General features: G+C 69.9%; 25 protein-coding genes and 1 pseudogene. 8 read left to right on the top strand and 18 right to left on the bottom strand.

What is annotated here, in order from left to right:
• Positions 1 to 58 precede the first annotated feature (58 nt).
• The 5 genes from ACIRQP_RS20275 to ACIRQP_RS20255 all read right to left on the bottom strand — a co-directional run bounded on the left by ACIRQP_RS20275 (position 59) and on the right by ACIRQP_RS20255 (position 3,946).
• Entirely contained in the window at positions 59 to 970 is a 912-nt protein-coding gene (locus ACIRQP_RS20275) for a MerR family transcriptional regulator (protein ID WP_403891780.1), read from the bottom strand.
• A gap of 179 nt (positions 971 to 1,149) precedes the next feature.
• Positions 1,150 to 2,325, bottom strand: coding sequence for a protein-L-isoaspartate O-methyltransferase (locus ACIRQP_RS20270; RefSeq protein WP_403891777.1), 1,176 nt, complete (start codon positions 2,323 to 2,325; stop codon positions 1,150 to 1,152).
• A gap of 51 nt (positions 2,326 to 2,376) precedes the next feature.
• A complete protein-coding gene (locus ACIRQP_RS20265; protein WP_403891774.1) occupies positions 2,377 to 2,511 on the bottom strand; it encodes a hypothetical protein in 135 nt (44 codons plus the stop codon).
• A gap of 375 nt (positions 2,512 to 2,886) precedes the next feature.
• The gene (locus ACIRQP_RS20260; protein ID WP_403891771.1) at positions 2,887 to 3,084 is read right to left on the bottom strand and encodes a DUF397 domain-containing protein; all 198 of its coding nucleotides are present in this window, start codon (positions 3,082 to 3,084) and stop codon (positions 2,887 to 2,889) included.
• Positions 3,085 to 3,091: 7 nt separating this feature from the next.
• Positions 3,092 to 3,946, bottom strand: coding sequence for a helix-turn-helix domain-containing protein (locus tag ACIRQP_RS20255; protein ID WP_403891768.1), 855 nt, complete (start codon positions 3,944 to 3,946; stop codon positions 3,092 to 3,094).
• Positions 3,947 to 4,193: 247 nt separating this feature from the next.
• Here ACIRQP_RS20255 and ACIRQP_RS20250 point away from each other — a divergent pair, with 247 nt between their 5' ends.
• Positions 4,194 to 4,688: an ATP-binding protein gene (locus ACIRQP_RS20250; protein WP_403891765.1), complete on the top strand. Its 495-nt coding sequence runs from the start codon at positions 4,194 to 4,196 to the stop codon at positions 4,686 to 4,688.
• A complete protein-coding gene (locus ACIRQP_RS20245) occupies positions 4,676 to 4,936 on the top strand; it encodes a hypothetical protein (RefSeq protein ID WP_403892146.1) in 261 nt (86 codons plus the stop codon). Before ACIRQP_RS20250 ends, ACIRQP_RS20245 begins: the two co-directional genes overlap by 13 nt.
• Before the next feature lie 8 nt (positions 4,937 to 4,944).
• Here ACIRQP_RS20245 and ACIRQP_RS20240 read toward each other — a convergent pair.
• Together ACIRQP_RS20240 and ACIRQP_RS20235 are read right to left on the bottom strand one after the other, a co-directional pair.
• Positions 4,945 to 5,049 (bottom strand): annotated as a pseudogene (locus ACIRQP_RS20240) (transcriptional regulator); the annotation flags it as partial.
• Between the two features lie 25 nt (positions 5,050 to 5,074).
• A complete protein-coding gene (locus ACIRQP_RS20235; RefSeq protein ID WP_403891763.1) occupies positions 5,075 to 5,257 on the bottom strand; it encodes a DUF6879 family protein in 183 nt (60 codons plus the stop codon).
• A gap of 176 nt (positions 5,258 to 5,433) precedes the next feature.
• Here ACIRQP_RS20235 and ACIRQP_RS20230 point away from each other — a divergent pair, with 176 nt between their 5' ends.
• Entirely contained in the window at positions 5,434 to 5,568 is a 135-nt protein-coding gene (locus tag ACIRQP_RS20230) for a hypothetical protein (protein ID WP_403891760.1), read from the top strand.
• Positions 5,569 to 6,043: 475 nt separating this feature from the next.
• Here the strand turns inward: ACIRQP_RS20230 and ACIRQP_RS20225 are convergent, their stop codons facing one another.
• Complete coding sequence (locus tag ACIRQP_RS20225; protein ID WP_403891757.1) at positions 6,044 to 6,205, bottom strand: Arc family DNA-binding protein; 162 nt, start codon at positions 6,203 to 6,205, stop codon at positions 6,044 to 6,046.
• A 28-nt stretch (positions 6,206 to 6,233) separates the two neighbouring features.
• On the opposite strand from ACIRQP_RS20225, the gene ACIRQP_RS20220 reads away from it, so the two are divergent.
• Positions 6,234 to 7,451 (top strand): RNA-guided endonuclease InsQ/TnpB family protein, encoded by a 1,218-nt coding sequence (locus ACIRQP_RS20220; RefSeq protein WP_403891754.1) that lies wholly within the window; start codon positions 6,234 to 6,236, stop codon positions 7,449 to 7,451.
• Positions 7,452 to 7,691: 240 nt separating this feature from the next.
• On the opposite strand, the gene ACIRQP_RS20215 is transcribed toward ACIRQP_RS20220, so the two are convergent.
• Both ACIRQP_RS20215 and ACIRQP_RS20210 read right to left on the bottom strand, forming a co-directional pair.
• Complete coding sequence (locus ACIRQP_RS20215; protein ID WP_403891751.1) at positions 7,692 to 8,309, bottom strand: GPP34 family phosphoprotein; 618 nt, start codon at positions 8,307 to 8,309, stop codon at positions 7,692 to 7,694.
• A 59-nt stretch (positions 8,310 to 8,368) separates the two neighbouring features.
• Positions 8,369 to 9,127, bottom strand: coding sequence for an SDR family oxidoreductase (locus tag ACIRQP_RS20210; RefSeq protein WP_403891748.1), 759 nt, complete (start codon positions 9,125 to 9,127; stop codon positions 8,369 to 8,371).
• A gap of 273 nt (positions 9,128 to 9,400) precedes the next feature.
• Between ACIRQP_RS20210 and ACIRQP_RS20205 the strand changes: the two genes are divergently transcribed.
• Entirely contained in the window at positions 9,401 to 10,387 is a 987-nt protein-coding gene (locus ACIRQP_RS20205; protein WP_403891745.1) for an ABC transporter substrate-binding protein, read from the top strand.
• 54 nt (positions 10,388 to 10,441) lie between these two features.
• Here ACIRQP_RS20205 and ACIRQP_RS20200 read toward each other — a convergent pair whose 3' ends face one another.
• A complete protein-coding gene (locus tag ACIRQP_RS20200; RefSeq protein WP_403891742.1) occupies positions 10,442 to 11,014 on the bottom strand; it encodes a signal peptidase I in 573 nt (190 codons plus the stop codon).
• Positions 11,011 to 11,598, bottom strand: coding sequence for a hypothetical protein (locus tag ACIRQP_RS20195; protein ID WP_403891739.1), 588 nt, complete (start codon positions 11,596 to 11,598; stop codon positions 11,011 to 11,013). The genes ACIRQP_RS20200 and ACIRQP_RS20195 overlap by 4 nt, the downstream gene beginning before the upstream one ends.
• Positions 11,599 to 12,314: 716 nt before the next feature.
• Here ACIRQP_RS20195 and ACIRQP_RS20190 point away from each other — a divergent pair.
• Genes ACIRQP_RS20190 through ACIRQP_RS20180 form a run of 3 tightly spaced genes read left to right on the top strand, consistent with a single transcriptional unit; the run spans position 12,315 to position 13,960 of the window.
• Positions 12,315 to 12,509: a hypothetical protein gene (locus tag ACIRQP_RS20190; RefSeq protein ID WP_403891736.1), complete on the top strand. Its 195-nt coding sequence runs from the start codon at positions 12,315 to 12,317 to the stop codon at positions 12,507 to 12,509.
• Entirely contained in the window at positions 12,506 to 13,024 is a 519-nt protein-coding gene (locus ACIRQP_RS20185) for a DUF6879 family protein (protein WP_403892122.1), read from the top strand. The genes ACIRQP_RS20190 and ACIRQP_RS20185 overlap by 4 nt, the downstream gene beginning before the upstream one ends.
• Positions 13,025 to 13,084: 60 nt before the next feature.
• Positions 13,085 to 13,960, top strand: a complete 876-nt coding sequence (locus ACIRQP_RS20180) for a hypothetical protein (RefSeq protein ID WP_403891733.1) — start codon at positions 13,085 to 13,087, stop codon at positions 13,958 to 13,960.
• Between the two features lie 151 nt (positions 13,961 to 14,111).
• Here the strand turns inward: ACIRQP_RS20180 and ACIRQP_RS20175 are convergent, their stop codons facing one another.
• From ACIRQP_RS20175 to ACIRQP_RS20150, 6 genes are read right to left on the bottom strand one after another with little or no spacing between them, the layout of a single operon-like run.
• Positions 14,112 to 15,473 (bottom strand): glutamine synthetase family protein, encoded by a 1,362-nt coding sequence (locus tag ACIRQP_RS20175; RefSeq protein ID WP_403891730.1) that lies wholly within the window; start codon positions 15,471 to 15,473, stop codon positions 14,112 to 14,114.
• The gene (locus ACIRQP_RS20170; RefSeq protein ID WP_403891727.1) at positions 15,470 to 17,365 is read right to left on the bottom strand and encodes an IucA/IucC family protein; all 1,896 of its coding nucleotides are present in this window, start codon (positions 17,363 to 17,365) and stop codon (positions 15,470 to 15,472) included. Before ACIRQP_RS20170 ends, ACIRQP_RS20175 begins: the two co-directional genes overlap by 4 nt.
• Positions 17,362 to 18,783: an MFS transporter gene (locus ACIRQP_RS20165; RefSeq protein ID WP_403891724.1), complete on the bottom strand. Its 1,422-nt coding sequence runs from the start codon at positions 18,781 to 18,783 to the stop codon at positions 17,362 to 17,364. Before ACIRQP_RS20165 ends, ACIRQP_RS20170 begins: the two co-directional genes overlap by 4 nt.
• The gene (locus ACIRQP_RS20160) at positions 18,780 to 20,276 is read right to left on the bottom strand and encodes a SidA/IucD/PvdA family monooxygenase (protein WP_403891721.1); all 1,497 of its coding nucleotides are present in this window, start codon (positions 20,274 to 20,276) and stop codon (positions 18,780 to 18,782) included. Before ACIRQP_RS20160 ends, ACIRQP_RS20165 begins: the two co-directional genes overlap by 4 nt.
• Positions 20,273 to 22,126: an IucA/IucC family protein gene (locus ACIRQP_RS20155; protein ID WP_403891718.1), complete on the bottom strand. Its 1,854-nt coding sequence runs from the start codon at positions 22,124 to 22,126 to the stop codon at positions 20,273 to 20,275. The genes ACIRQP_RS20160 and ACIRQP_RS20155 overlap by 4 nt, the downstream gene beginning before the upstream one ends.
• Positions 22,123 to 23,697 (bottom strand): pyridoxal phosphate-dependent decarboxylase family protein, encoded by a 1,575-nt coding sequence (locus tag ACIRQP_RS20150; protein WP_403892119.1) that lies wholly within the window; start codon positions 23,695 to 23,697, stop codon positions 22,123 to 22,125. Before ACIRQP_RS20150 ends, ACIRQP_RS20155 begins: the two co-directional genes overlap by 4 nt.
• Between the last annotated feature and the right edge of the window lie 95 nt (positions 23,698 to 23,792).

Raw genomic sequence — 23,792 nt, 5'->3', positions numbered from 1 at the left:
CCGAGCGCGCCGAGCTCAGGGGAACCCACGGGATGGCGCACGAGCACAATACGGCCGGTCAGGCCTGATCTGCGGCGCGTAGGGCCCGCGCCAGCCACTCCAGCTCCTTGGTCGCGTCGGGCGCCGAATCCTGCCCGCGCACGCGGGCGGCAAGCCTGCGGTAGTGCTCCGCCCGTGCCTCGATCCCGGCCTCCAAGCTGCGCAGCACGGCGGCGCGATCGGCGTCGCCGAACAGCTCGGACAGCATTCCGGCCGCCTCCGGTCCCTCGGGGGCGACCCCGCGTTTTCTGACCACCGCGACGGTCCGCACGACCTGCCTGGCCCACCAGATGGACGCCCCGGGGGGACGACCCTGCCCCGGTACGGGCGTGTTGAGCTCCATCCAGGTGCGCAACCGGGCGCGAAAGCCGGGGTCCCGCACCAGTTCGGCCAGTTCGATCCAGGCGTCGACCTGCTCAGGTGTGGGATCGTCGGGCAATTCGATGCTGAAGGCGCGTATGCGGTCGCGCAGGTGCGGCTCGACGTCGAGACCGCCGAACACCTCCTCCTTGAACTCGTCGATGATCTGCTTGCGTTCGGCGGCGGAAAGCCGCGCCAACCGGTTCATCAGTGCTGTCTCCTCAGCGGTGGAACCACGTGTCGCCACGGTGGACAGGACGGCCCGGCTCACCTTGAGCGAGCGGATCTGCGCGTCGAGCGCGGCCACGTGCGCGTTGGCGACCTCGGCGACCGTGGTCCGACCGCTCAGCACCCGGCACACCTCGTCGAGCCCGAGCCCCAGCTCCCGCAGGGTGCGGACCAGCTCGACGCGGGCCACGGACTCGGCGTCGTACAGCCGGTAGCCGCTCGCGGAGCGGGCCACGGGCGGCACCGCTCCCTCGTCCGACCAGAAGCGCAGGGTACGCACCGGAAGTCCGGTGCGGTGTGCGAGCCGGCCGATGGTGAGCACGTCGGGGCGTTCGTCGTCCATGAGCGAGATCCTGGACCCTCCAGCCGCTGGAGACTCAAGTGCCTCAGTGCGACACCCCGCGGTGCGCCACGGGATGTTCACAGTTCCCGGACGCTCACTTGCAGACGGGGCAACTCACCTTCCTGCGCGCGCCGTCCTGGTGTTCGTAGACCCATCCCTTGCCGTGGCAGGTGCCGCAGTCAGCCAAGGGAAGCTCCCACGGTCGTCGCGTTGTCCGCCGCCTCGTCGAGAGCGCGGACGGCGGATACGGCGGGTACGGCCGGGTCGTCCACCCACACGTACTGCCGCTGAGGTGTGACCGTGAAGCCGATACGGTCCAGCCCCGGGCGGCCCTGCCGGGTCCAGGCGCGGTGGACGGACTCGGCCTCGTCCCACAGATCGCGCGGCCCGGTCTGCGTCAGTCGGCCGCTGTCCTCGACGGTGGCGCGGGAGACCCCGTCGGTCAGCAGCACGCTCCCGGAACCGCTCACCCAGGGCTCATCTCCGACGAGGGAGGCGAGTAGGACCTGAAGGCCGGGGGCGGGGGCGAGCAAAGACTCGGGGTCGGAGTCCAGGGAGCGGACGCGGGGGTCGGTATCGGCGTTCGCCGTTTCCTGCCCGCTCACCGTTGTGCCGTCGCCCGAGCGGAGCGGCATGTACGAGCACTCCTCCCCGAACCGGCCGGTGGCCGAGCCGTCCTCGTGGACGGTGAGACGCAGGAGCCTGCCGATGGGCGGGTTGTACGGGAGCACGATATGTCCGCCGGGACGGGTGCGCTCCACCCATGCGTATGGGATGTGAGTGACGCCGCAGGTGACATGCACGCGGTCGAACAGGTCGTCGGAGTGGTCGTGGGGGGCGGGCAGTTCGGTGGCCGCGTCGCCGGTGACGATGCTCGGGCGGAGGCCGCAGCGGGCGAGGTTCTCGGCGGCGGTGCCGGCCAGACCGGGGTCGATCTCTACGGCGGTGACCAGCGCGTCGTCCCCGGCGAGGTACGCGCACAGCCCGGAGGTCCAGCCGGTACCACCCCCGACATCGAGCACCCGGTCACCGGGCCGCACGGCGAGGTGCCGTAACCCGGCGGTCACGAGGAGAGGACTGGAGGCGGCACAGCTCGGCGCGGTCGACGGAGCCGCCGCGTTGGCCGGCGTGAGCTCGGTACGGCCGCCGTCGAGCTGAGTGACGATCACGCTGTCGGAATACACGGCCCGCCACCAGCGATCCGGGTCACGGTGCTGATCGATCCAGTACCCGGAGGCAGCGGCGGGAGGTGTGCCGACGCCTTGGGGCACGGCCCAGGCCCGGGGCGGAATGAACTCGTGCCGGGGTACGCGGATCAACGCGTCGGCGAGGGCGTCGGGTTGGGGCGGGGGCATGGCGGATCCCTTCGGTCGGGGAGGGAGCTGGGCTGGGGCGGGGCGGGGCGGTCACTCCGGTGGCGGTTCCTCGAAGATCCTTCGGAACAGCTCCGCTTCGTCAGGAATGGCCGGGGACGCGTTCGGGAGCGGGTCGGCCGTGGGGACCATGAGCGTCCCGTGCACACCGAACATGTCGATCAACATGGACAGACGCTGCCGCGCTTCACTGCCCGTCGTACGGCTGGGCGGTTTTGGTGGGGGTGGGGCCATGGTCGTGGTGCCCTTCTCCTCGGCGCGCGATGCGGGGGGCAGAGTTGTCCCCCGCCCACGCGCCGGCATGACGAGCGGCAGGCGGGGGACAACCCTTCGGGACTCTCCCCAAAGGGGCACGGGACGGGGAGAGTTGCGCCGGTCAGGGCGATGTCCTGCCGAGGATTCGACCCGAACTGGCGACGCACAGCGACCGTAGCGTCACAGAGAGACGGACGCAAGTGTGTACCGGAGCATTTATGCAGACGGGTACATGGCGAGAGCCCCTCACCGGCGTGGGTGAGGGGCTCTCGCTACAGGTTGGAGGGTTCAGCCGGTGAAGTGGTCGAACTCGCCTGCTTTGACGCCTGCGATGAACGCGGCGAACTTGGTGGGGCTGGTGGCGGCTACTGCGTTCGGGTCGTCACTCTCGCGCATGAGGATCTCGCCGTTGTGCTCGGCGATCTCGACGCACTGCGCTCCGCCTTCGGAGAATGATGACTTCTGCCAGTTGATCTCTGCACTCATGCCTGTCTCACAATTCTCGAGCGATGTGGTGGATGAAGCTGCGGGACTCAGCAGGCTCCAGAGAGGCCTGCTCGGCAAAGTCGAGCAGCGTTCGGTATCTCTCCAGCTCGGCGGCGGCGTCCAGGAAGCGGCCTTCGAAGCTGTTGTCAAGATGAGCGGTATCGAGCTGTGGAACGACGCCGCCTGCGTAGAGCAAGGTTTGCGTGAGGTTTATAAAGTTCTCGTTGGCGAACGGGATGATCCGAAGCATGACGTCCGGTCGCTCCGACACTTCGATGAGGTGCTCAAGCTGCTTGCGTGCGACCTTTCGCCCACCGATACGCATGCGGAGCGCGGCCTCGTGCACGATTGCCTCAAGATCCGGAGGACTTTCGCGGTCGAGAACGGACTGTCGTCTCATGCGGTGCTCCACCCGCGCCTGCACCTCGTTGGCGGGGAGCTTTGGAAGCACGCTTTCGAAAAGCGCCCGTGCGTAGTCCTCTATCTGGAAGACGCCAGGGAAGGTTACTGGTTGCAGATAGCGCAGGTACTTCGCATGGTGCTCAACTTCCGCAATGTTCAAGAAGCTGGGAGCAAGGATCCCGCGATACTCGTCCCACCAGTACTGACCGCGATGTTCACTCGCAATGGTGCACAAGGCTTCGATCAGTGCGTTGTCGTCGCAGGCATAGAAGACCGCCAGCTTCCGGATCCTCTCCTCGCTGATCCCGAGGCGCCCGGACTCGATGTTGCTGATCCTGGCCTGATCCGTCGAGAAGAGGCCGGCCGCATCGCGGGCCGTTCTGCCTGCGCGAATGCGTAGCTTCTTTAACTCCGCGCCGAGGCGCGCCTGGCGTGCGGTCGGGTTGTCCCTTGGCGGCATGTCACCTTCCCCTGTCTGCTCACAGTGTTGCGCGTAACCGGGTCATGGGTCCACCAGCTATCCCCAGATCGAGTTACCGAAGTAGACCGGTGAATGTATTTACCCTACCGTCGTCACAGCACCGCGTCGCACGTCAGTCAGACCGAAGTGCAGCCGCTTCCACGCGCCTTGAGGCGCGCCCACGCGGCCATCGCCACGCATGGCGGGCCACGCGCCAGTTCAGATCGCACCGCGTTGGGAGAACGACATGACCACCGTGACCGTCACCGCAACTCCCGTACCCCCGCCACCCCAGGGCGCCGAGACCTACCGGCTGGCCCTGCCCAGTACGGCGACCGCGCCGAGGATCGCGCGTGACTTCGTCACGTCGCTTCTCGGGCTCGGCAGGCACCGCAACCTCGTCGACGACGCGCGTCTCTGTGTGACCGAGGTGGTCACCAACGCGCACCGGCACACCCGTACACCTCTGATCCGCGTCCGGGTGACGGTCAATCGCAAACAGGTCACCGTCTCCGTCGCGGACGACAAACCGTGGGCGCTGCCCACACCCGCCGCACGCATCGCGCCGGGCGCGCTCCGTACGGGAGGCGAACAGGATTCGGGGCGTGGGCTCGTCCTCGTGGAGAGCCTGGCGCTTGCCTGGGGATCGACCGTCTACGGGGGATCCTCGCCCAGTCACAAGACCGTCTGGTTCACGTTGTCCGAGGCCAGGAACGAGGTGGCCGGTCGATGGAACCCGTAACGGATCCTGCGCTGTGGGGTGTTGTGTCGATCGCGTTGAGTGCGATCGTGCTGGCGGTGGGGGTGCTGTACGCGGTGATGCCGAGTCCGGAGAGTACGTTTCCGCCCGTGCCGCTCGACGCGGAGGAGGGGTTCACGTACACCTGCTACTGCTGCCCCGACCCGGTGCGGGTCACGATCCGTGCGCCGCAGGCGCACCTGGTGGGGCGTGCTCCTGGTGGTCGGCCTGAGGTCAGGACCGAGGGGTAGCCGGGGTCGGCCGGCTCGACGACCGTCAGCCCGGCCTCCTTGCGCAGGTCGCGTAGGCGTCGCGCCACCGACTCGCGGGCGGCCTGAGCGGACGAGGAGGGGGAGATGGGCATGAGCCGGCCTGTCCGGTGATTCCTGTCAGCGGATCTCGTACTGGTTGTGCGGGACGGCGCGTGACCAGACTGCTTCGAATGCCTCGGCGCACAGCTTGGCCGGTACCGGGGCGTTGGTGATCTCCTCGCCCGTGGACGAACCGTCCCCGGCGAAGTGATTCCAGTGGACCCAGGTGTTCGGGTCGATGCCGATAAACACTAACGCCACGTCAGCCTCCGTCGTCCAGCTTTGCAGTTGTGTGCGGCACCGGGCGGTGCACACCGGAAGGCTAAGGGTGCGAAGTAGGCGATACACAGCGCCAATAGGCAGGCGTGCACACATCTGCACATACGTGGAGTGCGCGGTTGTCGTGGCTCTACGTTCTGCCTCGTACGGCGCGCTCAGTGCGCCTCTTGCACCTGAGGCAGCGACCGTCGGTTGTCCACGCCGGTCCGGACAACACCGATATCGAGGACGGCGACGGCGGCGGCTCCAACCCGTCCACCGGCTGCGGCGACGACAGCAGCCTCACCGCGTAGGCGCGTACGAATCCGGGCGGCCTCGTTCCCGCAGGGTGAGGCGCGGGGCTGTCTGTCCTGTGAAAGGGAAAGACCATGACACGAACCGTCGCAGGCGACGGCAGGGTGACCCTCCTGCCGCTGCTGTACATGTGGCCGGACCGCTACGCCGTCCTCGCCTACGCGACCTTGGGCGCGTACGGAGCCACCGCGGTCGTCGGCTACGTACCCGTACCGGGTGTCCCGGACCTGGCTCTCATGGAGACAGCGGCGCGGCATCACCCCACACGTCTGTACGGCTCGGCGGGCGGCAGCGGGTTCGCGGAGGCATGCTGGCTCATTTGTGTCGGATGGAGCGCACGGAGCGTGCCGAAGCCGGGCACGCTCGAACTTCACGAGGCCACCTGGTCACCTGATTGCTCCGAGGATGCCCCGGCCTTCAGGCCGGGGAGGAATCGGACTCCTGCGGAGCAGGGCAGGGAAAGTCGAATCGCCGTCAGGGCGATTCGGCGTCTGCCACGGCGGCACGGTATTCGCCCTCGATGCGGTGCAGGATCTCGGAGTTGAGGGACCGCCGGTTGTCCTTGGCCTGGGCCGTGAGCCAGGTGTGGAGGTCGGTGGGCAGGCGCAGCGTAATGCGGGTTTCTTCATGATTCATACCCCAACTGTAGTGGTAGAGTGGTGGCATGACGACACGACAGGAAGCGGGTGACGGGCACGCCCGGTACACCTACCGCCTGCGTGTGTCGTCGGCCGCGCTCGCACGGTTGGATGCCGAGTGGGCGCGCTGCCGGTGGGTGTGGAATGAGTGCGTGGCCATGTCCCGCAAGGTCCACCACCTGAACAAGGACGCGGCCGAGAAGGTGACGTGCGGCCCGGCGCAGCTCGACAAGATGCTGACCGAGGCCCGCACCGCCATGGGATGGCTGCGTGAAGGCGCGTCGGTACCGCAGCAGCAGATCATCCGCGACTTCGGCAAGTCCCGCGCGAAAGCCCTGAAGGACATCAGGGCGAATCTGCCGATGCGGCAGCGGGCCGGGATGCCCCGGATCAAGCGCAAGCGGGACGCGCTGCCGTCGCTGAGCTACACCCGGCGCGGCTTTCGGTTGAAGGACGGTCGCCTGCATCTCGCGAGCGGCATCGCCCTGGCCGTGGTGTGGTCCCGCGACCTGCCCGCCGACCCCACCTCGGTCCGGGTGTACCGGGACAGCCTCGGCCACTGGTACGCCTCGTTCGTCGTCGCCACCGAGACCCAGCCGCTTCCGGAGACCGGCCGCGTGATCGGCATCGACTGGGGCGTGAAGGAGACCGCTACCACCACCAGCGACGCGCACGACCTTCCCCACCCGCAGCACGGGAAGAGCGCCGCCGCGAAGCTGGCCCGGTACCAGAAGCAGATGGCGAGGCGGAAGCCCGCGCGCGGGAAAGCCGCGTCGAAGGGCTACCGGGCGGCGGCCCGCGCGGCGGCGAAAGTCCACAAGAAGGTCGCCCGACGGCGCCAGGACACCAGCCGCAAGTGGGCCAAGTCCATCGTCCGCGACCATGACGCCCTGGCCGTCGAGGACTTCAAGCCGAAGTTCCTCGCCAAGTCCACGATGGCCCGCAAGGCCGCCGACGCAGCGATCGGCGCGACCAAGACCGCGCTGGTCGAGATGGCCCGCAAGCACGGCCGCATCGTGCACCTCGTGCACCCGGCCCATACCACGATGGACTGCGCACAGTGCGGTGCGAGAACCAAGCACGCACTTCCCCTCTCCGAACGAACCTACGCGTGCACCGCGTGCGGAGCCGTGTCCCCCAGGGACAAGAACTCCGCCCGCGTGATGCTCGTCCGGGCTGGTCTCAACCCGGCTGGTGCTGATGGTGGAAGTCCTCTGGGAGCGCCGCTCTCGGAGGCAGCCTGAGCTAGGAATCCCCCTGCTTTAGCTGGGGGAGGATGTCAATGAATCCGGATCGCACCACTGAACTGGGCAGAACCACGTACGGGCATGACCGTCTCCATACCGGACGCCTCATGCTCGATGACCCGGGCTCCGTGGCACGGGCTCGCGGTGTCCTGCCCGGCGATACGAGCGGTCCCGGTCAGAGGAGCACGCGGGTTTGAGCCCGCGCGTCCACCATCGCGCGTCGCCTCGTTCTCCTCGTCAGTAACCTCGCCAGACGTTGTCGAAAGCCGCCTGCTCGACGGATCGCCGCTGCCGTACGGCCTCCAGCTCCAGCAATGCCTCGTTGACCGCGACGACTACGGTCTCGACCGCGTCGTCGGGGACACCCGGGGCTTCTTCCGTTCCCTCGTCTCCCTTGTCGCGGGCCGTGATCCCGACGGCCGTCGCGAGCGCGGCGAGGACCGGCTCGTTCGATGCCCAGCGGTCGTTCGCCAGGCGGCGATCGGGCGAGTCGACCAGCACCGTCCGACCGGTGCCGAAGGGCAGCCGCAGACGGCGCCGGCGCGTGAGTTGTCCTTCCGCCTCAAGGGCGGACAGATAGGCCGAGGCCAGGCCGAGACCTCTGCGCCACAGCCAGTCGGCGACCGATTCGTACGGTGCTTCTCGGACGAGCGACTCCGCGGACTGGTCCAGCAGGCGATCAGTCATGGCCGGCGGGTGGCCGGGCACGATCCGGTCGTCCTCCAGCCTGATGGCCTCGGCCGCCAGGAGATCGATCAACTCGGCTCCCGCCAGCGCGAGCGACAGATCACCCGCCGCGGGCGGACTTTCCGCCACGTCCAGAGCGGTGATCATCAAGTCCCGGGATGTGGTCATGGAGGGCTCCACTTCACTGGCGTCGAGAGACAGGTTGGCGCTTCTGCTCCCAGCCAGTCTCAGCCAAGGAACTGTTGCCCACCATCGATGTCGTACGTCGCGCCCGTAAGTGCCGTGTTGGTCATGATGTGGACGGCGAGCGCCGCGACATCGGCCGGTCCGACCACGCGGCCGATCGGGAGGGTGGCTCGCAACTCCTCGCGGCGGTCGTCGAGCCCCTCGCCCAGGAGCCCCGCCGACAACGGCGTGTCGACGAAGCCGGCGGCGATGAGATTGACGCGGATCGGCGCGAGCTCCAGCGCGAGGCTCGCCGTGAGCGCGGGCAGCGCGGCGGTGACCGCGGGCGCGCTTCCGAGGTCGGGGCGGATCCGCCGGGCGCCGGTGCCGCCCATGTGCAGCAGCGAGCCACCGGGCCGCACTCTTCCCACGGCGTGGCGTGCGACGTCGAGCGGCAGCAGCATGTGGTCGCTCAGCGCCCGGCGTGCCTGATCCGAGTCCATGTCGAGGAGCCGTCCGTAGGACGGTCGTCCGGCCGTGACCATCACATGGTCGATCAGCTCCGGCAGCCCCTGGAAGAACCGCTTCAGGCTCCCCGGGTCGTTCGCGTCGAAGGCGGCGGTGCTGAGCGCGTCGACATCCGCCGCCGCGCTCCGTAGCCGGTCGGGGTCCCGGCCGGTCAGGATCACGTCGGCGCCCTCGGCGCGTGCCTGCCTGGCTGTCGCGAGCCCGATGCCCGCGCTCCCGCCGATGATGACGACGGTCTGCCCGAGCAGGGCAGGATCGTGGTGGCTGAGGGAGGCAGATGCCGCGGTGCTCATGATTTCTCCTCGGGTCTTCCGGTTCTCGGGCCTCCGCTTCCCGGCCTCCGCTGCTCTATCTCCGGTCCTCCGGTCTCCGGTCCTCCGGTCTTCTGACCTCCGGTCCTTCGGATTCCTCCTCGACGTGCTGTTCTTCTGTTCTCACGGTCGCTCTTTTCGTGACGCGCCGCACCTTTGATCGGACTGTGACTTGTTGCCTGACGGAGCAAAGGTTAGGTTTGCCTTACTTGGGTCCGGAAGAGTCCGGCCTGTCGTCAGGGAGGCCTCCCCACCGTGTCCAGAACGTTCACCCGCCGCCACATCACGGTGGCCGCCGCCGCCACCGTCCTCGCCGTCACGCTCGCCGGATGCGGCAGCGACGACAAGGCCGCGGACAAGGGAGGCAAGGCCGCGGACGGCGGCGCCGGTACGCACACCGTCACGACGGTCATGGGCGATGTGAAGGTCCCCGACGCGCCGGAGCGGGTCGTCGTACTGGACACGGACGCGCTCGACTCGGCCGTCACCCTCGGTGTCACACCGGTCGGCGCCACCACCGTGGTCGACAAGGCCCCCTTCTCCACGTACCTCCCCGAGGACAAGCTCAAGGGCATCCAGCCCGTCGGGCTGATCGCCGAGCCGAACCTCGAAGCCATCGCGGCGCTCAAGCCGGACCTGATCCTGAGCAGCAAGGTCCGCGACGAGAAGAACTACAAGTCCCTCTCGGCGATCGCCCCGACCGTCTTCTCCGACACCACCGGGCCGACCTGGCGCAAGAACTTCGACCTGCACGCGGACGCCCTCGGCAAGAAGAACGAGGCGAAGAAGGTCGTCGCCGACTACGACGCGCACGTCAAGCGGCTGACCGACGCGCTGGGCGGGGCCGCGAAGGCGAAGCAGAGCAAGGTCGGCTTCGTACGGTTCGTGGAGGGCGCGGACACCCGGCTCTATCTGAACGACACCTTCGTCGGCTCCCTCTTCAAGGACCTTCAGGTCGGCCGCCCCGCCAACCAGGACACCACCGGCTTCTCGGTGGACGTCAGCCCCGAGCAGATCGACAAGGCCAACGCCGACGTCATCTTCTACTCCACCTACGGCGACGCGAAGAAGGCCAAGGAGACCGACACCGTCGGCGGTCCGCTCTGGAAGAACCTGGACGCGGTGAAGAAGGACATGGCGTTCAAGGTCGACGACAGCCTGTGGATGCTGGGCATCGGTTACACGGGTGCGGGCCAGGTGCTGGACGCGATGGAGAAGAGCTACGTCGCCACCGCATCCTAGAAGGGTGCGTTTCGTCCTGAAACCGCTGGTTCAGGAAGCCGCCGGGCACCGGGGCTACTTGTACCGGTTGTGGCTGCGGCTGTGCAGTGGCAGCGCGGCGAGCGCGAGCAGAATGGCGAGTGCGAGCATCATCATCGCCGAGGGCACGTGCTGGTCGGCGCGCCAGAGCTGGACGGGCAGCCCGATCCCGGGCACGCACAGTCGGGCCACGCCTTGGAGCGCCGTGGGCCGGATCGGGGTGGAGTCCGGTGTGGCGTTGGCGTCACCTTTGGTGATCAGGTCGTTGTTGGGAAGTACCTGATGGACCCGATGGGTGAGCAGCCGGCTGGGTCGGGTGGGGTCCTGGGCCAGCACGATCTGGCCCACCGCCGGTGTGCGGTCGCGCTCTGGTGGCTGGTAGAGAACGACGTCGCCCGGCGTGAGGGCGGGACGCATGGAGCCGGACTGCACCACGCCCGCTGTCCAGCCCAGCGCCACCACGGGGAAGTGCGCCCACACCAGCAGCCCGATCATCGAGCCGAGCACGGTACGTGAGATGACCGAGGTGATCACGCGGATCGGGTGCGGGGCACCCCTGGCGGCGGGCTGGAGGAGCCCGCCGACGGCCAGGTCACGTGGGAAAGTCACGTGTGTTCCCGTGCTTCCCAGGTGAAGATCACCTCGTTGGTGTTCACGCCCTGTGAGCTGTTGGGTGCGCTCGGGCTGAACTTCCACGAGAAGCGGAAACTCAGCGAGTTGGGTGGCTTGCCGGACAGGGGCCAGGGACCCACGCCGTTGCGGAAGTCGGTGTGCAGGGCGACGAACTGGTCCAGGGTGCCGTTGAACGCGGTCCCGTGCCGAGTGAAGCCGTCGCAGTTCCCGAAGGTGCCGCCGCTGCCCACCTCGATTCTGAGGTCGATGAAGGATTGGAAGTTGTTCGGCCAGTTCTGTGAGTTGCTGTACAGCTTGAGCGCGGTGGGGACGTCGGCGTTCGACTTGATCTTGATGCAGTTGAAGCCGGTGTCGCCGGGTCGCATCTTGTCGATGTCGAACATGGGCACCTTGCTGTCGTTGGCCAGCCCCGCCGAGCCGGCGACCCACGTGTTGCCGCTGTTGCTGCTGGTCCCACTCCAGTCGGCGTTGGTTGCACCCCAGACCAGAGCACCGCTGAGCAGTAACCCGAGCGGAACGGGCACCACTTGTGCCAGCACGTTCAGCCAGGGACGCGCCATCCACCCACTCCGTTCAGTTCCATCGCTTTTGCAGCATATTGTCTCCTCCTTCTGTCTCACCTGCGACGGCGCCGCTCCGTGTCGCAATCCGGGTCTGATGCACGCTCGATTTCCCTGAGGAGGGCCGGGAACCGGAAACGCCGCCTCACATCCGCTCTGAGCGCGGGTCGCACTGCCATGACATCGCGACTGATGACCACCAGCGACCGCTGTCGGCCGAACGAGGCGACACGGTCCACGTAGGCCGACGGCCCCGCGCGCCGCCCGCACCGGTCGTGGCGGTGTGCGCGATGGTCAGGTGGCTGGACTCCAGTAGGCGGCGGGCGCGGTCCAGGCGCCTCTGCACCAGCCATTCCAGGGGGGCCGGTGTCCACTTCGGCGCGGAGCCGGCGGGTGAAGGTACGTTCACTCATATGGGCGTGGCGGGCCATGTCCTACCGGGACCGGAACCGGGAGGTTCCGCGCACCCTGCACCCCGCACCCCGCACTCGCCGCCTTCGGCGACTGGCTGACCGCCACCAAAAGGCACGGCACCGCCGGGGAATGACAACGCGGGCACACCGGCGGCGCGGCGTTCCTCCCTGCCTGCGCGCGCCCTTGACCTCCGTTCGAACCAGCCGTCACGATGGCGATGCATCGAATGAGCATGTTTCAGCAGGTTTCGAGAAAGGCTCACCATGCGTGCTCGTTTTCTCGGCAAGGATCCTGAGTCTCAGGTGGGGAACTCACCTACGCTGTTCGCGACCGACCGGTCCGACCGCAAGACGTACATCGCCCAGGGCCGGGTCGTGACCGACCCTCAGACGCTCTCGGACGTCGGCCCGGTACCCGATGGGGAAGCGATCATCGAAATCCCCGAGGATGTCCTGAAGTTCTATGCTCTTCGGTACCACGAGGAGGCAGGAAACTGAGTCTGATCACCGGTGACCATTTCGGCCGACTCTTCCGGACGTTCAGGCACACCGCATTTCGCCTGGAAGTCCGCGACCGCTATGACGCATCGTATGAGAACGAATCACTTGCAAAGTTTCTCGCGGGTGAAAAAGACGACCTGCCATGGATGCAGGATTGGCTGACCATGATCCGCGAGGCAACCGACAAGGGTCGCCGCTTCTCTCGGGTGCGGGTGGTGAGTACGCCCCTCACTGACTACAGCCGCTTCGGTGTCTGGTGCGCGCAGTTCACGAACGGAGCCGGTGAGGATATCCGTTACCTCAAGCGTGAACAGGCGAGTACCGCGAATCTTCCCAACCATGACTACTGGTTGTTCGATTCGGCCAAGCTGATCCGCATGCACTTCAGTGACAGTGACGAATTCCTTGGCGGCGAGTTGGTCGAGGATTCAGCCGTCGTCGTACAACACAACTACTGGCGTGACGTCGCTTGGCATCACGCCGTGAGACGGGACGACTTTGCGACCGAGTAGGACATCGGGCGTGACCGGCGTTCACGAGGCGCGCGGGGAGACGCGCAGCGGCTCGATCGGTTGCGACACATCAAGGTGACCCTGCTGTTTACGTATTCGGGCATCGACAACAAGGACATCGAGCCTTACCCCTCGCACGTCGCCGCCGAGTCCATGAGGCTCATGAGCGCGACGACGCCGCGCCGCTACCGAACGGTGCTGTACTGGCGGCCGTTGGTACCAGGGCTCAACGACACATCCGAACACCTCCAACGGGCCTACGAGTTGAGCAGACTCGCGGATGCGACGGTGTTTACGGGACTTTTCTACCGAGACCAGATCGCCGAGTACTACCGTGCGAGCAAGCTGCCCGAACCGTACGGTGAAACCGCGCGGCGCAAGATCGTGCCGGAGACGCTGGAAAAGCGTGTTCTGTCAGCCTTCGGCGGCAGCGACTCACTGTTCCGCAAGACCTCCTGCGCCGTGTCGTACGCTCACGGCGAGCCGGATTACAACGGCCACTACGGCATCCGTGAACTGTGTGACATCTGTCCGCTCGGTCAGCTCGACCGCTGCAAGGAGGCCCACCGAGTACCGAGCGCCGGACGGATCCGGGAAGTCGCCGACGCCTTACCCGAAGCGGCCGGGCTCGTGGTGGTCGACATCACCGATCGGGCTGCCGTCGTCTCCGGTCTGACCGTCATTCTGGAAGCTGATCCCGAGGTCATCGCCGATCGGCTGAGAGCACGCGGGCCGCACAACCGTTTCCAACGCACTCCGGGCAGCAGTCGCGCCGAAGCGCGCTTCTACCGCCAAGCCACCGAGCGATTGGCCGAAGCGGGATTCGAGGTGCTGCGGGTGGACTGCAACCGGCGACCGCCCGAGCAGTCGGCGGAGATCATCCGCGACCGGCTGGAGACGCTCCTCGCGCCCCCAGGGGCCGGCACACCGCCGTGACCGGAACGCGAAAGGCCCCGCGCGGCGCCCGCACCGGTCAGGCGTCCCCCGGTCGTGGCGGCCGCCCCGGTCGTGGCGGCCGCCCCGGTCGCGGCGGACAAGCCGCCTGGTCCGTGGTCGAGGGCGGGGCCTCCTCGTGCCGGCGTACCGGTCAGAGCCGCTCGAATCCCCTCATCCGCTCCCAGTCCGTCACCGTCGTCTCGAACGCCGCCAGTTCCGTCCGCGCCGCCTGCGCGTAGTGCGCCACCACTCGCTCACCGAACACCTTCGCCGCGATCTCGCTGCTCTCCCACCGGTGCAGCGCCTCGGTCAGCGTCGTGGGCAGGCGCGGTACGGAGGCGTCGGCCAGGGCGTTCGACGTGTGCGGGGGCGGGAGTTCCAGGCGGTTCTCGATGCCGTACAGACCGGCCGCTACCGCCGCCGCCACCGCCAGGTAGGGATTCGCGTCCCCGCCCGGCACGCGGTGCTCGATCCGCAGCGACGATCCGGCCCCCACCACCCGTACCGGGCAGGTGCGGTTGTCACGGCCCCAGGCGATGCCGGTCGGGGCGAAGGCGCCCGGCTGGAGGCGCTTGTACGAGTTGATGTTCGGCGCCATCAGCAGCGCGAAGTCCGGCAGACAGGCGAGCTGACCCGCCACGAAGTGCCGCATCGGCTCCGACATCCCGTCGTCGGCGCCCTCGTCCGCCAGCACCGGCGTACCGTCCGTGGCCCGCAGCGAGAGGTGGATGTGGCAGGAGTTTCCCTCGCCCTCGTCGAACTTCGGCATGAATGTCAGCGCCACGCCCTCCTGGGCCGCGATCTGCTTGGCGCCGTTCTTGAAGAAGACGTGGTTGTCGCAGGTCGTCATGGCCTCGGCGTACCGGAAGACGATCTCGTACTGACCGGCGTGGCACTCCCCGCGCGCCGTCTCCATCGCCAGCCCGGCCCGCCCCATCTCGCGCCTGATCCGGCGCACCACCGGCTCGATCTCGGACAGGCCCTGGAGGGAGTAGTCGACGTTGTACGACGTGCCGGTCGTCAGGCCCTGGTAGCGGGACTCCCAGGCGCCGCGGTACGAGCCGAGGAAGAGGAGGAACTCCAGCTCCGTACCGGCGAACGCGGTGAGCCCGCGCTCGGCCAGCCGGTCCAGCTGCGCGCGCAGCACCTGGCGGGGCGCGACCTCGACCGGGGCTCCGCCGGGGCCCGGCCAGACGGCGTCGGCGAGGATCAGGGCCGTACCGTCGTCCCACGGGAGCCGCGTACGCAGCGTGGCCGGGTCGGGGCGCAGTACGAAGTCACCGAAGCCGCTCTGCCAGGCGTCGATCGCGTAGCCGGGGCCGGTGTCCATCTCCACGTCGGACGCGAGCAGATAGACGCAGGCGCCGAAGCCGTGCCGGGCGGCCTCTTCGAGGAAGTACGGCGCCGAGAGGCGGCTGCCCTGGAGCCGGCCCTGAAGGTCGGGGACGGCGACGATCACCTCTTCGACCGTGCCCGCGGCGACATCGGCCCGCAGCTGCTCGTACGCGGTCATTCTTTCTCCTCGGAGGCGATGAAGAGGGGGTTGGTTACCGTCCCGTGCACGACGTCGAAGCCCTCGTCGCGCTCCGCGCGGTCGTGGAAGCCGCCGCCGAGCAGCTGCTCGCGGTTGAGCGCCACCCGGTCGAAGGAGGGGGCGAAGAGACCGAACGACTCGAACCGGTCGGCCAGTTCGGGGAAGCGCGCGTGGTAGCGCTCGATCTCGGCCCGTACCAGCGCCCAGAACTCCTCCTCCGGCACGCCCAGGTGGTCGGCGGCCAGCGGCGCGAAGAACCGGAAGTGCCCGGCGAAGACCGCGCTGAGGAGCGAGTGCGCCAGCTCATGGGGCGGCCAGCGCAGCAGCACGCGGTCCGCGCGCTCCGTCAGCCCCTTGTACTCGGGGTGGGCGTCCGGGAGGAGATTCACGTCCTCCGCGAAGTCCTTGACGGCGATGCCGACCGGGATGTCGTCGCCGTCGAAGAGAATGACGGTGTTCTCGCCGTGCGGGCAGAAGGCGACCCCGTAGCGGTAGAGGTAGTGCAGAAGTCCCGGCAGCAGGGCGGCGAAGAACCGTTCCAGCCAGTCGGCCGCCGCCAGCCCGGAGCGCGCCACCAGTTCGGCGGTGAGCGAGCGCCCGTCGGAGCCGGTCTTGAGCAGGGACGCCATCGTGCGGGCGCGCTCGTCCTCCCGGAGCAGCGCGGCGACGGGCTCGCGCCAGACCGCGCCGAGGAGTTCGTGATAGCGGTACGGGGCGTCCTTCACCGACTCGTACAGCGGATGGCCGACGGCCACGGCCGCGACCTCGCCGAGCGGGTGGAAGCGCAGCTCGTCCCGGAGATACGGATCGCCCTCGCGCACCGCGTGCAGCCACGCGCTCACATCGGGCGCCGCCTCGGTCGGCTCGGTGGAGAGCCCGCGCCACACCAGGGTGTTGCGGATCAGGAGCGGCACCTTCACATTGCGCCGTTCCGGGTGGTCGAGATTGGCGAGGGTACGGATCGACTGGAGCGGGCGGTAGCGGTCGGCGCTCTGGCCGAGCGGCACGATCCGTCCGTCGGCGAGATACGGCGCGAAGAGCGTGGCGACGGCCTCGTCCCAGTGGAACGGGTGGACCGGCAGCCAGACGAACGCGTCGGCGGCGAGCCCGCTCGTGGCGGCGCACGCCTCGGACAGGTTCGTGGCGAAACGTTCCCGTGTGGGCCCGTCCAGCTCCTCCGCGAGCAGCTGCCCGGCGTCGAGTCCTGGCACGCCCGAGTACGTGGCGAGATCGCTGTGCACGGCGATCCAGTTCAGCCGGACGGCGCGCGCCGCCTCGGGCGCGTACGCGGCGGCGTCCGACGCCGAGAAGCCGAGCCGGCCCTTGTTGAGGAGCATGCAGGGATGGCCGTCCTGGTACGCCTCCAGATCGAGATGCCCGAGGTCGGCGAGGTCGGCGGCGGGCAGGGCGCGGCCGATCGCCTCGGCGTCGGCGCGACGGGTGGCGGTCAGCTCGCGCAGTACCTCGGCGGTGGTGGGACCGTCCCAGCCGAGGGTGGTACGGGCGTCCAGCAACAGCCGCTCGGGGCCCGCCTCCTCGCCCGTCGGGGTGTCGGGGTGACGGCGGAGGCTGCCGGGCTCGACGCGCCAGGTGGCGAAGGTGCCACGGGCGGCGCGGAAGGTCCAGTGCACGCCGTCGCCGAAGTCGAGACGGTACGAGTCCGACGGGGACGAGGCGCCGGTGGAGCCGGACGGGGCACCGGTGGAGCCGGTGGAGTCTTTGGAATCGGTGGAGCCTCTGGAATCGGTCGAGTCGTTGGCGGAGTCGTCGCGCACGGGCACGAGCAGTTCCTCGTACGCGAACTCCTCGACGGCCTTGACCAGCAGACGCCGGCCCGCCTGCGTCCAGGCGTCGCGGGTGGGGTGGTTCATCGGGGGATCTCCTCGGAGTACGTGCGGGTGGGTAGGAGGGGGTCCGGGGCGGTGGGCTCGGGGCCCCTGGTCGGGCCGGGGGCGCTGGTGGGGCCGGGGGCGCTGGTGGGGCCGGGGGGCTCGACGGGACGTGTGACGGGCGCGCCGCGCATGCCCCGTAGCGCCAGCACCGTCCCCGCCACCTGCACCGCCGCCGCGATCAGCAGCGGGAGGGCCAGATCGTGCGAGACCGCCGCCGTGGCCACCAGCGGCGCGGCCAGCAGGCCCGCAGAACGGGCCGTCTCCACTCCGGTGAAGGCCGGGCCCGAGATGCCGGTCGCGCGGAACGTCCGTAGCTCCACCGCGACTTGGCCGAGGCCCAGGCCCACGCCGAACAGGACGCGACCGCCGACCAGGCCCGGCAGCCCGGTGGCGTACGCCTGCCACGCGTAACCCGCCGCGCCCGCCAGCAGGGCCAGCGGAAGCAGCCGGTCGCCCAGGACGTCATGGCAGCGCCGGACCACCGGGAGCACGGCCAGGGCGGCGACGCTCGGCAGGAAGAACAGCGCGGCCGTGCCCACCGAGCCGCTGCCGAACGTCCCGGCGAACTCGGTGAAGAAGGGCCGCGCCACATTCACCGCGAAGTCGAAGGCCAGCCCGATCAGGGCCACTTGGGCGAGCAGCGAAAACCGAGGGCTCAGGAAGCGAGGGCTCAGGAAGCGAGGATTCAGGAACCGAGGGCTCAGAGGCCGGTGACGGCGGGTGGCCGCAGCCCCTGTGCACTGCCGGTCCCCTTCCGGAGGGGCGGGATCCGCTTCGGGATCCCGTGTCTCCCCGCGTCCCAGCACGCGGTACGCGAGCACCGCCAGGGCCACATCCAGCACCGCGAACGCCGAGATACCGATTCGCGGCTGCGGCAGCGCCAGGACGCCCGTGCCCACCAGCGTCGAGACCACCACCGACAGATGGAAGACGACCACGATCGAGACGACTCCGACGAGCCTGGCCCGTTCGCCCTCGCCCGGCTCGTCGCGGTGCTCGGCGATGAAGGCCGGATACGCCAGCAGGAGCGCGCTGTTGGTGGCCACGACAGCGGTGGAGATGACCGTGTACGCGGCGTAGCTCGGCGCCATGCCGAGCAGCAGGTCGAGCACCGCGGAACCGCAGAGCCCCGCCAGCACCAGCCGGTGCAGCGGCCAGCGGCGCGCGGCCAGCCCCCACAGCGGGAGCGCGGCGAGGCCGACGATGCGGCATACCCAGAGGTAGAGGCCCGTCGCGCCGGGGTCGTCGATGCCGTACAGCCGGTCGAACAGCTGCGGCAGGAACGGCGTCAGCGCCGTCTCGGCCACCAGATGCAGTCCGACCACGGCGATCAGCACGGCCTTGGCCCGCGGTGGCCCGATGCCCGCCGAGGGCTTTCCGGACGTTACCGCCGTCACGGCCGCACGACCGGAGCCCCGGCCTCCGCCCCGGCCTCCGGCACCCGCGCCCCGGGCACCCCGGCGGTCCCCTGCACCCCGGCGGTCCCCTGCACCCCGGCGGTCCCCTGCACCCCGGCGGCCCCCGGCGCCCCGAACGTCGTCCAGGCCGCGCGCTCCGGCACCCGCAGCACCTTCCTCCCCGCGACCGCGTTGAGGATCGTCGCCGCCCGCCACGCGCCGAGCGTGAGATCGGGCGCCCCGACGCCGTGCGTGTGCAGCTCCGCGTTCTGCACGTACAGCGCGCCGGAGACGCTCGCGTCGAGCGCGACCCGGTAGTCCCCGTCGATCCGGTAGCGGCCCTGCTCGTCCCAGTCCACCAGCTTCGCCATGGTGTCCAGGAAGGCCGGGCGCGCCGCCGCGTATCCGGTGGCCGCCACGATCGCCGACGTACGCACCTCGAACAGCGCGTCCTGCTGTGCGTGCCGGCAGGTCAGCAGATAGCCGTCGCCGTCGCGCTCGGGCTCCGCCGCGACGACGGCGACGCCCGGGTGCAGAGCCGCGCGCGGCTCCGTACCGCCGATGGTCCGCTCGTACAGCTCGTCGTGGATCTCGCCGAGCGTCTCCTCGCTGACGCCCTTGTACAGCTGCCACTGCTCGCGTACGAGCTGCTCGCGCCGCTCCTCCGGCAGGGCGCGGAAGTACCGGATGTAGTCGGGCGTGAAGTGTTCGAGCCCGATCTTGGAGTACTCCATCGGCGCGAAGGCGGGGGTACGGGCCAGCCAGCGGACGTACGGGCCGCCCGCGCCGGAACCGTCCTGGTGGCGCAGGAGATCGAGGGCGACCTCGGCGCCGGACTGGCCCGCCCCGAGGACCGTGACATCGTCCAGGCCGGCCAGCCGTGCCCGGTGGGTGCGGTAGTCGGCGCTGTGCAGCACGCGCCCCGCGTGCGCGGGCGTGAGCAGTGGGCGCAGCGGCTCGGGGACGACGGGGTTCGTACCGACGCCCAGCACGATCTGCCGGGCCCGTACGCGCGAGACCGCGCCGTCGGCCGAGCGGTGGGTGACGGCGAACACCTCGTCGCGATCGTCCCACTCCACCTCCGTGACGCGCGCGTCGAAGCGGCAGGACGGCAGGTGTTCGGCGACCCAGCGGCAGTAGTGGTCGTACTCGCGGCGCGGTATGTGGAAGCGCTCGGAGAAGAAGAACGGGAACATCCGGTCGTGTTCCCGCAGGTAGTTGAGGTACGACCAGCGGCTGGTCGGATCCGCCATGGTCACCAGGTCGGCGAGGAAGGGCACCTGGAGAACCGTTCCTTCCATCAGCAGCCCCGGGTGCCAGGAGAAGGCGGGCTTCGCGTCGAGGAAGAGCGTACGGAGCCCCGGAGCGCTGTCGGAGAGAGCGGCCAGCGAGAGATTGAACGGCCCGATGCCGACGCCGACCAGGTCATATGTCTCGGGGTCGGGGCCGTACTCGTGCTCGTACTCGCGCGCATGCATGGGTTCGGTCGTCACCGCTGGGCCTCCGCGAGGGGATTGGGAAGGTCGATGTAGACGGACTGGGTGTGGACGTCGCCGACGAGTTCGTCGAGTCCGTCCACGCAGGTCAGATAGTTGCCCTTGCAGCGCAGCACGGGCGCGTCGAGCAGCAGGTCGAGCAGTCCCTTCGCGCCGGGCTCGGTGGTACGCAGCAGCTCCAGCCGGGCGCGCAGCACGCGCAGCAGCTCCTCCTCGCCCGCGAGGCCGAGCGCGCCGAACGCGCCCACCAGACCGAGCAGGTTGTTGATCCCCAGGTAGTACGCGACCCGCTCGTCCACGAACGCGTCGTCGAAGACCAGATCCAGACCGTCGGCCGCGCCGGGCAGCAGCCGCTCCACCTCCCCGGCGCGGGAGGCGGCGACGTAGTAGCCCTGGCTGTCGCGGTACCAGCCGGCCCGGGGCATCCCGTGCGCGTCCAGCGCGACCAGGGTGTTCTGGTGGTGCGGCTCCAGCGCGATGCCGTACCACGCCTGGAGCCGGATCAGCGGCACGGCCAGTACGTCGAGATACGCGGCGAACCAGCGCGCGGACGCCTCGGCGGTCGAGACACCCTGCGCGCGGGCGGCGCGCGCGACGGCCTGGGAGAGCAAGGAGCGATGGCGGGGCGGGGTGCCGTCGCCGGGGCCGGTGCGCTCGGCGACCAGACCGGCCACGCACAGCCCGGCCGGGCCCCTGCCGTTGAACGGGTTGTCGCGGACGGCCGTCTCCAGACCGGTCTCCGCCTCCCCCGTACCGGCGGACACCCAGGCGAAGTCCCGCAGGATGCCGAACTCGGGGTGCTCGGCGCGCAGCCGCCGCGCCGGACCCGCCGCCAGCAGCCGGGCGGCGCGCACGCCGAGGCGCATCTCCGAACGGAGGTTGTTGCGACGGGAGTTGGTGATCCGCATACCGAGCGAGAGCTTCAGCATGACGTCGGCGCCCGGCCGGTGCACGGTCCGGACGGAGGACGTCGGGTACCAGGCGGGCCCGCCGGGCCCGAGGGGCCGCAGCAGTCCCGTGTCCAGCAGCGCCGCCACCTCGGGACGGCCGAGCACCTCGCGCGCCTGCCAGGGGTGCGCGGGTACGGGGATCATTCCGGGCGGCAGTTCGAGCCCGGCACCGGCGGCGAGCGGACGCAGCAGCTCGGCGGGGGAGCGGCCGTCCGCGCTCTCCCCGACGACGATCTCCGGGTGCGCGGCGAACCAGTGCAGGGGGAAATATCCGCGCAACTCGGGCGAGTAGGAGTTCAGTTCGCGATCGGACGCCTCCTCGCGGCTCTTGGGAGCCGGATGGAAGGGATGGCCGAGGAGCAGCGCCTGCTCGGCGCCGAGGAAGGGCGTCAGACCGTGGTCGTACTCGTCCCCCGGCCTCCCCTCCGCGCGCCGCCGCGCGATGTGCACGGCGGTACGGGCGGCGGAGTTGAGGACGCGGCCCACGGCGTCCCCGCCGAGATGGGGCGGTGCGTCACGGCCGAGAGTGGACTCGCGGATCAGCGCGGCGGCCACGAGTGCCGTGTCGGCCGGGAGCGTGCCGCCCTCTTCGGACGGGACGATGGGGTCGGTGGTGACGACGGGGTCGGTGGTGACGACACGGGCCTTGCCGAAGCGGTGCCAGCCGGTGGCCGACCGGTACAGGACCGGGACGCGCAGGGTCAGCCGGCTGGCGGGGAGGGCCAGACGGAGCACCTCGCCGGTGGCGGGCACGTCGGTGCCGGTCTCGCGTACGTAGGCGCGCAGGAGCGTTTCGGTGGCGGCGGCGTCCCCGGCCCGCAGCGGGTCGGGGTGGTCCAGCGGGTCTACGTGCGGGATATGCGTGGTGTGGGATGTCGCGGCTGTCCGTACGGTCACCGTGCCTCCTCCTCCGCGCGCCCCGCCGCCACGACGGCGTGCAGCAGCCGCTCCACCTCGGCGGCGGTGGTGTGCGGGTTGAGCAGCGTGAGCTTGAGCCGTACGCGCCCCGGCCCCTCGCCGGGTAGTTCCGTACGGCCGACGACGGCGCTGCCCTCGCGCAGGAGCCTGCGCCGCAGGGCGGCGTTGACCGCGTCGCAGCGTGCGCCGTACTCCGCCGGAGTGTCCTCCGTGTCCTCCGTGTTCGCTGGGCGCTCCGGCAGATAGCGGAACAGGAAGGCCGTCAGCACCGGTTCGGAGTGCAGTTCCAGGCGTGGATGGTCCGCGACCGCCCGCGCCCCCGATACGGCCAGATCGCGGCAGGCGTCGACGAGCCGGCCCAGCCCCTCCCTGCCCAGCGTCCGCAGGGTGACCGCGATCTTGAAGGCGTCGGCGCGGCGTGTCGTACGCAGCGAGAGTCCGAGCAGGCTCGGATAACCGGCCTCCTCGTCGTCGGCCGGGTTGAGATAGACGGCCCGGCGCGCGAGCGAGGCGTACGTCTCCGACCGCCGCACCAGGAAGACGCCCGCGGCGGCCGGCTGCCAGCCCAGCTTGTGCCAGTCGAGCGAGACGGAGTCGGCGAGGCCGAGGCCGTCCAGGAGCGGCGCGAGCCGGTCGGAGAGCAGGGCGCCGCCCCCGTACGCGGCGTCCACGTGCAGCCAGGCACCGTGCTCGGCGGCGAGCGCCGCGCAGTCGCGCAGCGGGTCGATGGCGCCGGTGTCGGTGGTACCCGCGGTGGCGACGACCGCGACCGGCAGCTCCCCGCGCTCGGCGCAGCCGTCCAGTACGGCCGCCAACGCCTCCGTATCCATGCGGAGTTGGTGATCGACCGGGACGGGCAGTACCGCGTCCTCACCGAGCCCGAGCAGGGCGGCGGCGCGCTGTACGGAGAAGTGCGCGGCGGCGGAGGCGAGGATACGGGCACGGGGCGCGCGGTACGTTCCGGCGCCGGGCACCCCCGTCAGCTCGATCTGCCGTCCTGACGCCGCGCCGAGGACCCGGTCCCTGGCCAGCATCAGGCCCATCAGATTGGACTCCGTGCCACCGGAGGTGAGCACCCCGGCGGCCTGCTCGGGCTCGTACCCGACCAGCCCGGCCAGCTCCTGGAGCAGCAGGGTCTCCAGAGCGGTGGCGGCGGGCGCCTGGTCCCAGGAGTCCTGGGACGGGTTGAGGGCCGAGACCGCGAGATCGGCGGCGACGGCGACGGCGAGGGGCGGGCAGTGCAGATGGGCGGCGCAGGAGGCGTCCGCCGGGTCCGCGCTGCCGTGCGCGAGGAGTTCGGTGAGCCGGTGGAGCGCCTCGGCGCCGGTGACGGCGGCCGGACCGCCGAACACCTCGTTGACGGTGGCCGCGACATCCCCCGGCCGACCGGGCGCGATGGGCCCGCCGCGGCGCCGGGCGCCCCGGACGAGGGCGTCCATCACCGTGTCCACGAGCGGCGCCAGTGCGCCGGCGCCGCCGGTCCCGCCGGACAGCGCGGCGTCGCGGGAGCTGTCCGGCCGCGGAGCCGGCTCCGGTGCCGTCCGGGCCACGAGCGGCTCGGTTGCCGCCTGAACCACGAGGCCCGTGCCTGCCTCCGGCGCGACACCCGCGATCGGCCCCGGCCCCGGCTCCGTTTCCGGCCTCG

Origin of the sequence: Streptomyces sp. NPDC102274, assembly GCF_044766385.1 — a bacterium.
In the GTDB taxonomy this organism is placed as follows: Bacteria; Actinomycetota; Actinomycetes; order Streptomycetales; family Streptomycetaceae; genus Streptomyces.
This window is presented reverse-complemented; position numbering and strand designations above follow the sequence as displayed.

Bases quoted from the DNA above. Each gene is read 5' to 3' on its own strand.
- ACIRQP_RS20275 (WP_403891780.1), bottom strand. From the start codon at position 970: ATGGACGACGAACGCCCCGACGTGCTCACCATCGGCCGGCTCGCACAC.
- ACIRQP_RS20270 (WP_403891777.1), bottom strand. From the start codon at position 2,325: ATGCCCCCGCCCCAACCCGACGCCCTCGCCGACGCGTTGATCCGCGTA.
- ACIRQP_RS20265 (WP_403891774.1), bottom strand. From the start codon at position 2,511: ATGTTGATCGACATGTTCGGTGTGCACGGGACGCTCATGGTCCCCACG.
- ACIRQP_RS20260 (WP_403891771.1), bottom strand. From the start codon at position 3,084: ATGAGTGCAGAGATCAACTGGCAGAAGTCATCATTCTCCGAAGGCGGA.
- ACIRQP_RS20255 (WP_403891768.1), bottom strand. From the start codon at position 3,946: ATGCCGCCAAGGGACAACCCGACCGCACGCCAGGCGCGCCTCGGCGCG.
- ACIRQP_RS20250 (WP_403891765.1), top strand. From the start codon at position 4,194: ATGACCACCGTGACCGTCACCGCAACTCCCGTACCCCCGCCACCCCAG.
- ACIRQP_RS20245 (WP_403892146.1), top strand. From the start codon at position 4,676: ATGGAACCCGTAACGGATCCTGCGCTGTGGGGTGTTGTGTCGATCGCG.
- ACIRQP_RS20225 (WP_403891757.1), bottom strand. From the start codon at position 6,205: ATGAATCATGAAGAAACCCGCATTACGCTGCGCCTGCCCACCGACCTC.
- ACIRQP_RS20220 (WP_403891754.1), top strand. From the start codon at position 6,234: ATGACGACACGACAGGAAGCGGGTGACGGGCACGCCCGGTACACCTAC.
- ACIRQP_RS20215 (WP_403891751.1), bottom strand. From the start codon at position 8,309: ATGACCACATCCCGGGACTTGATGATCACCGCTCTGGACGTGGCGGAA.
- ACIRQP_RS20210 (WP_403891748.1), bottom strand. From the start codon at position 9,127: ATGAGCACCGCGGCATCTGCCTCCCTCAGCCACCACGATCCTGCCCTG.
- ACIRQP_RS20195 (WP_403891739.1), bottom strand. From the start codon at position 11,598: ATGGCGCGTCCCTGGCTGAACGTGCTGGCACAAGTGGTGCCCGTTCCG.
- ACIRQP_RS20175 (WP_403891730.1), bottom strand. From the start codon at position 15,473: ATGACCGCGTACGAGCAGCTGCGGGCCGATGTCGCCGCGGGCACGGTC.
- ACIRQP_RS20170 (WP_403891727.1), bottom strand. From the start codon at position 17,365: ATGAACCACCCCACCCGCGACGCCTGGACGCAGGCGGGCCGGCGTCTG.